The sequence below is a fragment of the Candidatus Auribacterota bacterium genome (genome assembly GCA_026392035.1).
In the GTDB taxonomy this organism is placed as follows: Bacteria; Auribacterota; Tritonobacteria; order UBA1439; family UBA1439; genus JAPLCX01.
This window is the reverse complement of record JAPLCX010000041.1, coordinates 1-12,772: the sequence shown is the minus strand read 5'-3', so window position 1 is coordinate 12,772 and position 12,772 is coordinate 1. Positions and strand designations below refer to the sequence as shown.

Here is a 12,772-nt window from a genome sequence, read left to right as displayed (position 1 = left end):
CGAGCGCAGGAAACGGGCTCGGGATGGAGCAGCAGGCAAGTCACGAGTGCTGGCGTGAACGGAGCAAGCAGTTGAACCCGCGCATGCGCGAGGGAGGGACCAGATCATGTCTATTGACTCCGCGCCTTTGATGGGTGACCCATTACACTATTTTTTGCCATTCAACTATTATAATTTTTTCTTAACCTCACATTTCGCAATGCCAGCTCATAGCAAAGTCAGAGTCAAATATAAGAACTATCGTTTGCTAAGTGGTAAAGTTAAACACTTGATCCATCAAGTTAACGATGGGTCCATTATCACTCGCTTTGATAAAACTCCCCTCCCTCGAGCCTCGACTGATGTTATTTGCCCGCACTTTGTAGAACTAAAATGGGCTTATGGATGTCCTTTTGATTGCTCATGGTGTTATCTGAAAGGCACTTTCAGATTCAGGCCTGAAGGTATCAAGCCGGTTATCAAAGACATGGAAAAAGTTAGACTGCATGTGCAGACATTTTTAGATGAGGTGAGCGAGCCAGAGATACTAAATACCGGCGAGCTTGCCGACTCTCTTATGATGGAGAATGGAGCAACTGTTTTTTCAAAAGCTATTATCCCGTTATTTGAATCCCAGGATAGGCATAAAGTTCTGTTCCTCACAAAATCAAACAATATAAAGAATCTTCTGGAGATAAATCCACACAAACAGGTAATAGTAAGTTTTACCTTGAATGCCATACCCGTTGCAGAGCTATGGGAAAAAAGGGCGCCGAAGGTATCAGATAGAATTAAAGCGGCCGGTGAGCTTCACAAGTCGGGGTACGAAGTAAGGATAAGAATAGATCCGATGGTGCCGGTTGATGGTTGGGAAAAGTATTACAAAGAACTTATAGATAGCGTATTTTCGGTAATGAAGCCTGAAAGAATAACTTTTGGGTCTCTCCGAGGCTTACAGAGTACTATAAATGGAACGAAAGATACCTCATGGGTTCATTACCTTAAAGAAACATCAAACTGGGGAAAGAAAGTTGATTTAACAACTCGGTTAAAAATGTACTCGAGTATCATGGATTATCTGAAGAAAAAGTATAAATACAATAAAATTGCTTTATGCAAAGAGACGAAAGCAATGTGGCAGAAGTTGGGAATAAACTATAAGGATATTAGATGTAATTGTGTGTGGTAGTTTGCCCTGCCGGATAAGTCCTGTTTATTGGCGCCGTCACGCGGCTGACAGCGCCTTCTCCGCGTCGCGCATGACCCTTTTCAGATCGTCGCTCTCTCCCTTGCCCACCGCGATGAGGTAGGAAGCGATGCTCAGGTCCGCCCGGGCGCGGTAGACACTGACCTGCGAGAGAAATTCCCCCGGGAGATTCTCGGACGCACCGAGGTATGCCTGCAGGAAGATCTCCCCCGGGCAGCTCTCCAGAAGACGCGGAATCGGATAGAGCTGATTTTCGTACTGCGCGAGGAAGCAGCCCGCGTCGAACGCCCGAGGGGCGATGTGGGAGCTCTCGAAGTCGATGGCGGAGACGAACTGCGTCGTCCCGTCCTCCGCCATGTCCTGCCCGATGAAAATATTTTTTGGATGGTAATCCCCATGGCACTGCACGACCGACTCAGGCGAGGATGCGATGATGCGCAATCCGCGCGCGCGTACCTCATCCATGATCCTCCCCGCAGCTTCTGTCATTGCGTGCTTGATTTGGGAGAAGTGCTTCACGTAGCGCTCGAGGCGGGCAGGTTCCTCCTCCATGCACTTTTCAAGGGGGGTCACGCGCAAACGAAGGTTATGCAGTCGCGCGAGCCACCGCGCGGACAGCTCGACGAATTCCCGTCCCCCGGCCGGGCCGGCGAGCTTCAGCTTCTCGAACAGCGACTTTCCCCTCAACCCCTGCTCGATGAGGGTGAGCGTCTCCGGTTCCCTGTCTATGGGGGTGGGAACCCTGAAGGGGCCCGCATCGAAACCGTGGCGGTAGATCTCCTTCATGATGCCGAACGCCCGCTCGGCCTTCTCCCATTTCTGCCGCGAGTCATATTTTCTGAAGATAATACGGGGGCGCAACTCATCCTCCCCCTTGGTGCCGATGGTGATTTCGGTGACCTCGAGGCTGGCGCCGGATTTGGGGATCTCCTTGAAAAACGGCCTGCAGCGGCCCGCCTTTATCTCAGCGGCAACCCCTCCGATATCCCTCACGGGGTGGTCGAATTGAGTGGGGTAGAGATCGCCCTGCCTCTTCGCGTGAATGTCCGTGCCGCCGGTCGCGGTGAACTTGAACCGGTGCCAGTCGCGCAGGCCGCGGCAGTTCTCCCTGACCGAGTGGTTGCCGCTGAAGATTTCGACGCCGTCGAGGCACGGGCCCATCAGCAGTTCAGGCTGAACTTCTCTGCCATCGCGGTAGGGATGGGCCAGGACGAGCGCGGCCTCCGGGTGCCTCTTCCGAAGCTCAGCAACGGGGAGACCCCCTTCGATTGATCGGGAGGCTCCATAGACGAGCAGATGGCCAACATCGGTCTCGACCTCCTGGCCGGCGAGGATGAGGAAATGATTCTCGACCTCCGCTTCTCTCCGCAGGGTGAGGAGCTCCTCGTCCGACCAGAGATAGTGGTGCTCGGTGATGATGATTCCCTGGAGGGCTTTTGCCCGCGCCTGGCGCACGAGCTCGAGCGGGGGCGCTGAGCTGCATGTCGAGTGCTTCGATGAGTGACCGTGGATTTCCAGGAGCATGGTTACTACAGCCGAAAGTGTAAAGCCAAAAGTGTAAAGTTGAAAGTAGACGACGTGCTACCGTGCCGATTCGAAATAGTCGTCGCGGCTGATTTCGGGAAACTCGAATATGGTGGGCGTGCAGGTTCCCTTCGTTATCACCATCAGCGTGCAGCGATAGCTGCGCCCCTTTTTAATGCCGTACTTTTCCAGGTATCGAGGGCCAGGATACCAGGAGTTCATGAGGCAGAGGAGATGCTCTTTCCCGGCGGCGGGACGAGCCCACTCCTCCCGTATATCAGCCTCCGGCGTGAACCGGAACCATATCTCGTACCCCTCATATCCCGCGCCACCCACATTCCTTGCCTGCTTTCGAGAGCGCTCCGTCTGCTCAACTCTCGCAATCATGGCTGTCCCGCGGTACTCAGCGTATTCGCAGGGCCCTCCTACCCGCCGCCGCTCTGCCGATGGCCCTACACCCGCGGCCTTCCCTGGGGGCGGGACGCCGGACGAGTACACTGGCACCGCACCGACCGCGAGAAATACGATGCACGCCCGTTTCATCATATGATCCCTATAGTTCACTATCCGCCCTTCGCTGCCTTTCCGGTGACAATCGCGACCGACTGGCTCGTGCCGATCCTGTTGGCGCCCGCCCTGATGAGCTCGTAGGCGAACTCCCTCGTTTTGATGCCGCCGCTCGCCTTGATGAGGAGCTCGTCTCCCACCACCTCCCGTATGAGCTTCACATCCTCGACCGTCGCACCGCCCTCCTCTTTCCCCGTGGATGTCTTGATAAAACGGGCGCCGGCCGTCTTCGCGAGACAGCAGGCGCAGATCTTTTCGGGATTGGTAAGGAGTGCGGTTTCAATAATGACTTTGAGCGGCCTCCCCTCGCAAGCCTTCACCACTTGCTGGATATCCTCAAAGACGAGGATGTAGTGCCTGCTCTTCAGGGCGCTCACGTTGATCACCATATCTATCTCCCGGGCGCCTCTCCTCACGATCGCGTCATGCGCCTCAAACGCCTTGGCGACGGGCGTCATCTGGCCGTGAGGAAACCCTACCACCGCGATCGGAATGACATCGGACCCCTTCAACTTCGCCGCCACGTACTCGACATCACCGGAGAAGACGCAGACCGATCGAAAATGGTATTTCTTCGCCTCCTCGCAGACCCTGTCGAAATCTCTTTTCTTGGCATCCGTTTTCAAGAGCGTATGATCGATGAGCTTTGCGAGCTCCCGGTCATAGTCCGGTCTTTTCATGGTTCGCCTCCGATTGATTGCGCCCGCAGCCGACACTCACGCGTCCGTTGCGGCTCATTGCCGCGCACCTCCCCCTCCTCCCGGGCCAGGAGACCCAGAGATCCCCCTCCGCGCGCAGGATCAGGAGAGGATATCTTTTAACACCTTCTCCGGATCCGGCCGCTCAGTGGTCTCCTCCGGGAGATAGAGCATCACTCCTCCCTTGACGGGGCGAATTATTATTTTTCCCTCCTGCGCCAGCCTACTGGTGACGGCAATCGGGTCGGAATCGAAGTACTTGCGGAACGCCTGATTGAATCCGCTGTACACGGTGTGAATGCCCTTGTAGGGCGGTTTCCTGAGTTTCTTAACGGCCCTGATGACGAACTCTTCCTCGGAAATCTTCTGTTCCATGGCGTGTCTCCTTTTAGTTGACGGTTGATTGAGCAGCGGCAGAATCAGGAGCGAATCATCGCGCCCGTTTCCCTACAGGGCAACAGAAATCCGCCGCCGACGTCCGGAATGAATTTTATACCACGCACGCATTATAATCTATCGAAAAGGGTGAGACTGGCTATCGCGAACCACTACCTGTTGACGCGGCTGCCACGCTCTTGCGCGCACCATCAGCATCATTTCACCCCTGTCAGCCGGCGGGTCAGCGTCGCACCAAGAATCGCACACACGTCGGTGGGGAGGTGATGACTCACCGAGGCGTCGAAGATGAGTTTCGCAGATGGGCCGAGTTCCTCATCGCCGCGCCAGTAGACCACCGCCAGCGGGACCTTCGGCAGCGCAGCGAACGAGAAGGAGCAATCGCCAAACGTTAAGCGTCTTCCGCCGAGATGCTCCGCGGCGCGCGCGAACGCATCGAGATCGTTCCCGAATGCCCGCGTGAGAGCCTCCCCCGTATATCCCTGGAACGCCGCCTGGTAAAACGTCCCGTCGGGGAGCTCAGAGAACGAAATCCATCGGTCCTCCTCCCCGGCGCCGTCCGAAACGTGGAAGTAGTACAGCAGGAGCGCCTCAATGTCGAGCGCCGCCTTCCTGCCGGTTTCCGCATCACGTGCGGTGAACTCGGGGACACTGACCGCGACCGGGCGGCCCCACACCATGAGGCGCAGCTCGCCTCCGCCCGGGCCGCGCGGGCAATAGACCGCGCCCGTGCGCGCGGCGATCGTTGCAGGATCACCGCCGGTCAGGGCGGAGCGCAGCCATTCAATTCGCAACCTCAGGCCGCGCACGCCCGCATCATCACTACGCCCACTCCCATGCACTGTTCTGCCCTCCAGAACGATCGGGGAATCAGCGATCAACAGAAACGCGGCCGAGGCAGTAGGCCCCCCCGCAACCCACATCTGTTGCCCCCACGCGGCAGGGAGTAAGGGCCGGTTTCTTCACCAGGCCATTATAGCAGGGGGCTGTGGCGCTAAAAAAAATAAATTATTTTCCTTGCATAAAATTCGGGAACATGATACATTCCCACATAGAATCAAAGGATCATCTCACTCTCACTCAGATCGGTGCCCCCACACCGCTTACCTGTTTTACTCCTGCGTGTATTTTCTTACGAAGGAGGAGTGTCATCATGGAAGAACTTTACCAGGACCAGGAGACCATCATTCAGCAGTTGCGCCTCCTGCTCGCCGCCAAGGAAGAAGAGCTGAATAAGATGCGCGGAATGCCGGATAGCGGCGGCGGCGGCGCGACGGGTGAATCGGTTGCCGACCAGCTCATCAGGGAACTGGAAGAGAAAAAAAGTGAAGCGATCGAGCTGCGCGCCCGGATGAAGGATATCGAGACGAGCGGCAGGAATAAGCTCTCCGGAATGGCTGACGAACTCGACGAAAAAGACAAAATAATCGCTTCGCTCCAGAGCCGCCTCTCCGGGGGTCATGGGGAGGAGACGCCCACCGATCCCGGAGAGAAGGAGCGCGTGATCAGTGACCTTGAAGCAGCGCGCGCTGCGGAGAGAGGAGAAACCGAGCGAAGGATCGTCGCGATCGAGGAACAGCTCGAGGAGAAGGAGCGACTCCTCGGGGAGGCACGGCGGGAGCTCGACCGGCACGCGACCGCAACGCAACAGATAGAATCCGCCGGGAGTGGAGACGCCGGCTGCGGCCCGAGCGAGACAGTGTTCACTCGCTCTGATCTGGAAGGGGTGGTCGCAGAGAGGGCGCAGCTCCAGGCAGAGCTCGACCAGCTCAGGGATGAGATGGACGCCGTCCTCAAGAGAGACGTAGAGTCCCGCCGGAGATACGAGGAGAGGATTGCCGAGCTCGAGCAGCAGATCGGATCGCTCCAGGAGCATCGCGAGGACAGCCCGGGCGATGCACGTGAGACCGGCGAGGTGGGAAGCCCGGTGTCCTGCGCGGCGCTCGCCCAGGAGCTTTCCGCAGACACTCCGGATTCCGACCGCATTGACGTCCGCATCCGCATCCTCGAACACAATATCGAGGAGAAGGATCTCTCCTACCGCACCGTTCAGGCGCAGCTCCACCGACTCAGGACAACGCAGCAGATGCTCCGGGGGGTGTGCGCGGGGTTGAGCGTGTTTCTCATCTGTGTCCTTTCAATAAAAACCAAGCAGCCACACACACCCCGGGCAGAGGCCGCCTCCCTGCCCTCTCCGATCTCCATTACCGGGAGCACGGCAGGCGGGAACGACGACGCATCGCCACCGCGGGAGATTCCGGCTCACACCGCAAAAGAGCCGGAACGGCATCAGGCTGAAGAGAATCTCATCCAGATGGAACCAGTGGTACAGGCTGCCGCTCCCGGCGCGCCGGGCAAGGCCGATGGGCGAATCGCCTACACGGTGCAGAAGGGCGACAGCCTCTGGCTCATCTGCAAGCGCATGCTGGGAAACGGAGAGGCAATGGCGCGGATTGCGCGGGAGAACAACATCGCGGATCCCCGCGCGCTCAAGGTGGGCGACATGATCCACCTCTCACGCAAATAGGCGCCCCGTGTCCCGACACTACTACAACAAACTCGTGAGGGACCGAATCCCCGCGCTCATTTCAGGAAAGGGGCGCTCCTGCAAGGCGCGGAGGCTGACTGCGACTGCGTACGCGCGCGCCCTGAAAGCGAAGATCCGTGAAGAAGCGGATGAACTCTATAGGGCGCGAGGAGAGGGACCGCTGCTCAACGAGCTGATCGACCTCCAGGAGCTCGTTGACGCGTTCCGCGGCGCGCTCGGGGTGAGGGCGAAGCGCTTCCAGGGATTGGTCAGGTGCAAGCGCCGCGCGCGCGGGGGATTCAGCAAGAGACTATTCCTCGAATACACTGAAGAGCCCTGAGCCCAGGGATTCACGCGCCCCCCCTTGCCCGCGCGAGCAGGACAATCTCTTTCACGACGCGCTCAATTGTCATCTCCGTGGTATCGACCTCCACGGCATCGTCCGCTTTTTTAAGCGGGCTATCCGCTCTCGTCGAATCCTGCGTATCCCTCGCCCTCACCTCTTCAATCACGTCGCTCACGACCGGCGATTTCCCCTTATTCCGGAGCTCAAGGAAACGGCGCTTCGCCCGCTCCTCAACCGAGCCGGAGAGGAATATTTTAAGCTCCGCGTCGGGGAGCACAACCGTGCCGATATCGCGGCCTTCCATGACCACGCCTCCCGCTGCCGCCATGCGCTGCTGCATGGCAACCAGGGCGCGCCGAACCCCTGGAATCGTGCCGACCTTCGACGCCCCCTGCCCGATCTCCGTGTCACGGATCTCCCTGGAAACGTCCCGACCGTCCACGCTCACAAAAGAGGTCACCCCTTCCGCACCGGCCGGCCGGAGCTCGACCTTTGTTTTTTCCGCGAAATCGGCCATTCCTGCCGGATCATCCCATGAGATCCCTTTTCGCTTCGCCACGAGGGCGATCCCCCGGTACATCGCCCCCGTGTCAATGTAGGTGTACCCCATCTCCTGCGCCACGCTCCGCGCCACGGTGCTCTTGCCGGATCCCACCGGCCCATCAATAGCGATATTGAGTTTCCTTTTCATTACCTGCTCCTTTCGCGCTGAATTTTAGCAGGGGGCCGACCCGTTTGCAAGCATGGGGACGGACAGGATTCCCTGACGGACAGGATTCCCTTATTGACTTCAGCCGCGGAATTCGCTAGCATCTCCTGAAAATACGCAGTGCCCCCTTCCCCCCAAAGTGGAGTGCTCCGCCTTTTTCAACAACAGAGCAGATCGCGTGAATAGCACATTAATTCAAACGTTCGTCACCTCGGACATCGTCGGGCAGGTCATCACGCTCGCCATCGTCGCGCTCTCGATCCTGGCCTGGTTCGTCATACTGGACAAGGTTCGGTACCTCAGGGCCGCCGAGAGAAACTCCCAGCTCTTCCTGCATCAATACCACAGGGATCGTGAGCACATTTTCTCCCTCCACTTTGCGAAAGAGAGGGCCTCCCTCTGTCCGCTCTACAGGATCTATGCGGCGGGCGTGAGAGATCTCAGGCGCCACCTCGGCGACGATCTTGAGCTCGCGAATCCCGGCCTGTCGGAATACCAGCTTGAAGAAGTGGAGGAATCCATCCAGCGCGCGATTTCCGGCGAAACAGCCTTAATGGAAAGACTTATGATTATCTTAGCCATCACCGCGGTGGTCGGCCCCCTCATGGGGCTCCTGGGGACGGTGTGGGGGATCATGAACGCATTCAACGCGATGGCCGCTGCGGGAAGCCCCTCTCTCCTCATCGTGGCCCCGGGCATAGCCGGAGCGCTCATCACCACCGTCGTGGGCCTCCTCGTCGCCATACCCTCGGTCGCCGCCTACAATGTTTTCCTGTCCCGGATCAGGCGGCTCGGCGCAACGATGGACGATTTCGCCTCCGAATTCATCGCCGCAATCAGGAGAAGGCTCCTGGCACACTGAGTGGGAGGCGGCCACACCATGAGAAGGAGACATTCGGCACGCACACGGCTCACCCCCCTCGCCGACATCAACCTCACGTCGATGATTGACGTGATTTTCTTCATGCTCATCCTCTTCCTCCTGGTCGCCCCGATCGTCGAGTACGGCATCAACGTGAACCTTCCCGCCGCCTCGGCGAAAAAGATGGAGGAGCCGCAGACCCTCACTGTGAATGTCAAGAACACCGCTACCGGTCCCCGTATCTACCTCGACCGCGATCGCCTCACGCTGGATGAGCTCACCTCACGGCTCAAGTCCATCGCCGCCCGACAGCCCGACATCGCCCTCATTCTGCGCGCCGACAAGGAGCTCAACTACGAGAGTGTCATCCAGGTTATCGACTGCATCACCGAGGCGGGCATCACCAAGTTGGGGATGGCGACGGTCGCGAAGGCGGAAACGCCGAAGAAGCAGCGGAAGAAATAGTGTGCGCCATGCAAGCCCAGGGCGTCAGGTTCACGCAGGTTCAAAACTTCCTCATCTCCCTCTCCGGCCACGCCCTCTGTTTCTTGCTCCTCGTCGGGATTCCCTCCTGTGCCCTCTTCAGCCGCCCGAGAAAGCCCGAGCACAAGATCTACACCTTTGATCTCATCGATCCCCGGCTCATCAGCATGAAGAAGACACAGGGCGCGCCGGTCTCCATGGAGAAAACCGCACCGGCCCCGGGGGCAGCGGTCAAGGCGGCGCCCAAGAAAGAGGAGCCCAAGAAGGAGCCTCCCCAGAAAGAAAAGAAAGAGAAAAAGGAAGAGGCCCCCAAGAAGAAGCCCGCGAAGAAAAAGCCCGCCGGGGAGAAGGCGCCCCCGAAGGAATCCTTCCTCCCCAAAAAGACCATCGAGGAAAAGATAAAAGAGCAGCTCAAGAAGATCGAGGAGAGCGGCGCGAAGGAGTGGGTCGAGGCGGACAAAGCGGACGCGCTCACCAAACCCGCCTCGCAGGTCAAGGTGGCCGAACAGGGAATCGCGGGGCTGCTCAACACGGGAGATTTCACCAACATTTCCTACAACGATGCCGTCGCCTCCCTGATCTACCAGACATGGCAGCCGCCCAGCAAAACGCCCGCCGACAGAGAGGGAGTGACGGTGGTGGTCAGATTCAGAATCATGAGAGACGGCAGGGTGATCAACCCAGTGGTCGAGAGGAAATCGGGGAGCGAGGTCCTCGACAGCTCCGCCATCCAGGCGATCAAGGACGCCGGGCCGATGCCGCCGCTTCCCGACGACTATACGGGGGATTCGATCGAGGTGTGCATGACCTTCGTACCCATCCTCGAAGAGAAGCCGTAATGCTTTTATCCGCTATCTGAAATGTTCGCCATGTAGCACCTCCGTTACGGGGTGCGGAACAAGGTTGTTTGCCACTGATTCTCACGGATGATTACGGATATATACGGATTAGTTGTAATATGTATCAGCGAATATCCGTAATAATCAGTGTCTATCCGTGGCAAAACCCCATTAACTATCCCATTACCCCGCCGCGCTGATTTTGTTTCATTCCGCGCCGCCGAGGGTGTATAATACGCCACCTCTACGCGAGAGACTCCATGAAGACTGCGACGAGAATTATGTTTCTGCTGTTGTCAGCGGCCACGGCTATCTCCACGCACACGCCGCGCGCCGGTGCCGAGGTCCGGATCACGGTCTCCAAGAAATTTGCGCGCAAGACGGTGATCGCCGTCCCCTCTTTTGAACAGAAGGGCGGCGACAACGCCCAACTATCCCCGACCCTCGCAACGCTCCTCAGGTCGGACCTGGATGCCTCCGGTTACTTCGACTCGGTAAAGAAGCAGAAATTCGTGGACGAAGTGGAGCGGGATGATCGCACGGCGGGGCGGATCAACCTGAAGGAGTGGGCGACGCTCAGAGCCGAAATGGTGCTCAAGGCGGATTACGCGGCGCGAGGGGATTCCCTCTCCGTCACCTGCCGGCTCTACTCGGTAATCAACGGCAAGAATATCCTCGCCAAGGCCTACAACGGCGATACCGGCGCGGCCGTCCAGATGATCCACGCGATCGCCAACGACATCATCAAGGCGGTCACCGGCGAGGTAGGCCTCTGCGGCTCGCAAATCGCCTTTGTCTCGGACATGACCGGCCATAAGGAGATCTATATCATGGAGCTCGGCGGGACAACCTACCGCCAGGTCACCAGCGGGAAGGACATCTCTCTCTTCCCCGACTGGACCCCCGACAGGAGGAGCCTCGTCTTCACCTCCTTTATACGTGGTTTTCCCGAGCTCTTCATCATGGACATCGCATCGAGGAAGGCGCGCGCTCTCTCCTCCTTCCCCGGCCTCAACGCCTTCGGCGACGTCTCGCCCGATGGACGGGAGATGCTGCTCACGCTGAGCAAGTCGGGCAACCCCGAGCTCTACCGGATGAACATGGCATCCGGGAGCCTGACGCGCCTGACGCGGACGAGCTGGGTCGAGTCATCGCCATGCTGGTCTCCGGACGCGCGGCAGATCGCCTTCGTATCAGACGCGACTGGGTCGCCGCAGATATACATCATGGACTCATGGGGAAAGAGCGAGCCGAAGCGCATCACCTTCAAAGGGAGCTATAACACGAATCCTGATTGGTCGCCCGAGGGAGACAAAATCGCGTACTGCTCGCGGGTGGGCGGGTTTGAGCTGCGGATGATCGATATGAAGACACGAGAGGAGATCTCGCTCCCCAGGAGCGGCAGCGATGAGGATCCGTCATGGGCGCCCGACAGCCGCCACGTCGTCTACAGCTCTGAGCGGGGCCACAAGCGCGACCTCTGGATAATGGATGTCTATGAGCAGGCGCCGACCCAGATCACGCACGGCAAGGGGAATTTTTCAGCCCCCGCATGGTCACCATAGTTGGTCACGTCCCTCCACCTCAGTAAACACACACTGCCGGCATCTCTTCTCCATGTCGTAATTCTCTATTTTTTAAACCAGATTTGTGGAGCCCCACGGGCAAGCCCGTGGCTTTCTGCGTAGGAGGGTAAAAATGGGCATGGTAATGGCAAATGATGGCAAATAATAATTGACATTTATGTTTGGATTTAGCAAAATATATTGGAAGAACCCAAGTGCAGGCTAAGAAGGGTTGCCTTTAATCGTTCCCGAAGGGGCAGAATTCCACGGCATTCCCGTGGGTATCTACTGCAAGAAGTTACGAAATTTTGCCTATCCCAAAATGGTAAAGCTGCGAAGCTATAAATAATGTCAATCCAGATACCGGCACGCATTTGATATGGGTGATCTGTGGATTATTTAGTGGTGTTGCGGAGATGAAAGGATTGTGTATATATATCACATAGTAAGCGCGTGCGTGCTATCCAGGGCAGGACGCCATGCGGCAAAATCAAGCGGGCTGCCTTGTGACACCTGAAAGTAACAGGAACGTACAGGAATCTCCGCGCACTCGATGGCGTTTGTTTCTGAGACACCGAAACAGAGGAGGGGGCGTATGCAACACTCAATTCCTCGCTGCCGATTGACTGTCCTCGCACTCACTGCTTTGTGCATCATTCTCCATTACACCTATCCCGCCAGCGGCTGGTGGCCGATGTTCCATAATGACGCGCAGCGCACGGGTAAGAGCTCCGCCGTAGGCCCTCTCAGCCCTGTGCTGAAGTGGAGTTATCGAGCGGGCAGTGAGATTTCCTCTTCTCCGGCGTTGAGTTCTGTGGGTGCCGTCTATGTGGGCGCCGGGGACAACCGATTCTATAGCGTTGACTCGGGGGGGACCTTGCTCTGGAGCTACGCTGCCGCTGAGCCTATTTCATCGGCGCCGGCAGTGGGTGCCGACACGGTATGGGTGGGCTCTGATGACAACCGCCTCTACTGCGCGGTTGATCTGACCGGCCTGCTCTCGTGGAGCTATGAGACCGGCGGTGATATATCTTCCTCCCCGGCGCTGAGTGGAACCGACACGGTGTACG

At 57.9% G+C, this 12,772-nt stretch carries 14 protein-coding genes; 8 read left to right on the top strand and 6 right to left on the bottom strand.

The genetic code is table 11. The features are described 5' to 3' along the window. Positions 1-466: 466 nt before the first annotated feature. Complete coding sequence (locus tag NTX71_03820; GenBank protein MCX6339031.1) at positions 467-1,168, top strand: hypothetical protein; 702 nt, start codon at positions 467-469, stop codon at positions 1,166-1,168. A 36-nt stretch (positions 1,169-1,204) separates the two neighbouring features. On the opposite strand, the gene NTX71_03815 is transcribed toward NTX71_03820, so the two are convergent. From NTX71_03815 to NTX71_03795, 5 genes are all read right to left on the bottom strand, one after another. Beyond that, entirely contained in the window at positions 1,205-2,710 is a 1,506-nt protein-coding gene (locus tag NTX71_03815; protein MCX6339030.1) for a phosphotransferase, read from the bottom strand. Positions 2,711-2,767: 57 nt separating this feature from the next. Next, positions 2,768-3,256 (bottom strand): hypothetical protein, encoded by a 489-nt coding sequence (locus NTX71_03810; protein MCX6339029.1) that lies wholly within the window; start codon positions 3,254-3,256, stop codon positions 2,768-2,770. A 17-nt stretch (positions 3,257-3,273) separates the two neighbouring features. Beyond that, complete coding sequence (gene deoC, locus NTX71_03805; GenBank protein MCX6339028.1) at positions 3,274-3,957, bottom strand: deoxyribose-phosphate aldolase; 684 nt, start codon at positions 3,955-3,957, stop codon at positions 3,274-3,276. Between the two features lie 120 nt (positions 3,958-4,077). Further along, the gene (locus tag NTX71_03800) at positions 4,078-4,350 is read right to left on the bottom strand and encodes a hypothetical protein (GenBank protein MCX6339027.1); all 273 of its coding nucleotides are present in this window, start codon (positions 4,348-4,350) and stop codon (positions 4,078-4,080) included. A gap of 218 nt (positions 4,351-4,568) precedes the next feature. Beyond that, positions 4,569-5,294: a DUF3786 domain-containing protein gene (locus tag NTX71_03795; protein MCX6339026.1), complete on the bottom strand. Its 726-nt coding sequence runs from the start codon at positions 5,292-5,294 to the stop codon at positions 4,569-4,571. Positions 5,295-5,524: 230 nt separating this feature from the next. Between NTX71_03795 and NTX71_03790 the strand changes: the two genes are divergently transcribed. After that, positions 5,525-6,898: a LysM peptidoglycan-binding domain-containing protein gene (locus NTX71_03790; protein ID MCX6339025.1), complete on the top strand. Its 1,374-nt coding sequence runs from the start codon at positions 5,525-5,527 to the stop codon at positions 6,896-6,898. Positions 6,899-6,905: 7 nt separating this feature from the next. Further along, positions 6,906-7,238, top strand: a complete 333-nt coding sequence (locus NTX71_03785; protein MCX6339024.1) for a nucleoside triphosphate pyrophosphohydrolase — start codon at positions 6,906-6,908, stop codon at positions 7,236-7,238. A 10-nt stretch (positions 7,239-7,248) separates the two neighbouring features. Here NTX71_03785 and cmk read toward each other — a convergent pair whose 3' ends face one another. Next, positions 7,249-7,935 (bottom strand): (d)CMP kinase, encoded by a 687-nt coding sequence (cmk, locus tag NTX71_03780; GenBank protein MCX6339023.1) that lies wholly within the window; start codon positions 7,933-7,935, stop codon positions 7,249-7,251. Positions 7,936-8,131: 196 nt separating this feature from the next. Between cmk and NTX71_03775 the strand changes: the two genes are divergently transcribed. The 5 genes from NTX71_03775 to NTX71_03755 form a co-directional block, all read left to right on the top strand. Next, a complete protein-coding gene (locus tag NTX71_03775; protein MCX6339022.1) occupies positions 8,132-8,815 on the top strand; it encodes a MotA/TolQ/ExbB proton channel family protein in 684 nt (227 codons plus the stop codon). A gap of 18 nt (positions 8,816-8,833) precedes the next feature. After that, positions 8,834-9,280 carry a biopolymer transporter ExbD gene (locus tag NTX71_03770; protein MCX6339021.1) on the top strand — a complete coding sequence of 149 codons (447 nt, stop codon included), beginning with the start codon at positions 8,834-8,836 and terminating at the stop codon, positions 9,278-9,280. An 8-nt stretch (positions 9,281-9,288) separates the two neighbouring features. Beyond that, positions 9,289-10,137 carry an energy transducer TonB gene (locus NTX71_03765; GenBank protein MCX6339020.1) on the top strand — a complete coding sequence of 283 codons (849 nt, stop codon included), beginning with the start codon at positions 9,289-9,291 and terminating at the stop codon, positions 10,135-10,137. A 260-nt stretch (positions 10,138-10,397) separates the two neighbouring features. Beyond that, positions 10,398-11,702 (top strand): Tol-Pal system beta propeller repeat protein TolB, encoded by a 1,305-nt coding sequence (gene tolB / locus NTX71_03760; GenBank protein MCX6339019.1) that lies wholly within the window; start codon positions 10,398-10,400, stop codon positions 11,700-11,702. Positions 11,703-12,297: 595 nt separating this feature from the next. Beyond that, the coding region (locus NTX71_03755) for a PQQ-binding-like beta-propeller repeat protein (protein MCX6339018.1) at positions 12,298-12,772 on the top strand (475 nt) is incomplete at its 3' end.

What these genes read in the sequence shown, in the direction of transcription:
- NTX71_03820 (MCX6339031.1), top strand. Translation starts at nt 467, where the DNA reads ATGGAAAAAGTTAGACTGCATGTGCAGACATTTTTAGATGAGGTGAGC.
- NTX71_03815 (MCX6339030.1), bottom strand. Translation starts at nt 2,710, where the DNA reads ATGCTCCTGGAAATCCACGGTCACTCATCGAAGCACTCGACATGCAGC.
- NTX71_03810 (MCX6339029.1), bottom strand. Translation starts at nt 3,256, where the DNA reads ATGATGAAACGGGCGTGCATCGTATTTCTCGCGGTCGGTGCGGTGCCA.
- deoC (MCX6339028.1), bottom strand. Translation starts at nt 3,957, where the DNA reads ATGAAAAGACCGGACTATGACCGGGAGCTCGCAAAGCTCATCGATCAT.
- NTX71_03800 (MCX6339027.1), bottom strand. Translation starts at nt 4,350, where the DNA reads ATGGAACAGAAGATTTCCGAGGAAGAGTTCGTCATCAGGGCCGTTAAG.
- NTX71_03795 (MCX6339026.1), bottom strand. Translation starts at nt 5,294, where the DNA reads ATGTGGGTTGCGGGGGGGCCTACTGCCTCGGCCGCGTTTCTGTTGATC.
- NTX71_03790 (MCX6339025.1), top strand. Translation starts at nt 5,525, where the DNA reads ATGGAAGAACTTTACCAGGACCAGGAGACCATCATTCAGCAGTTGCGC.
- cmk (MCX6339023.1), bottom strand. Translation starts at nt 7,935, where the DNA reads ATGAAAAGGAAACTCAATATCGCTATTGATGGGCCGGTGGGATCCGGC.
- NTX71_03770 (MCX6339021.1), top strand. Translation starts at nt 8,834, where the DNA reads ATGAGAAGGAGACATTCGGCACGCACACGGCTCACCCCCCTCGCCGAC.
- NTX71_03765 (MCX6339020.1), top strand. Translation starts at nt 9,289, where the DNA reads ATGCAAGCCCAGGGCGTCAGGTTCACGCAGGTTCAAAACTTCCTCATC.
- tolB (MCX6339019.1), top strand. Translation starts at nt 10,398, where the DNA reads ATGAAGACTGCGACGAGAATTATGTTTCTGCTGTTGTCAGCGGCCACG.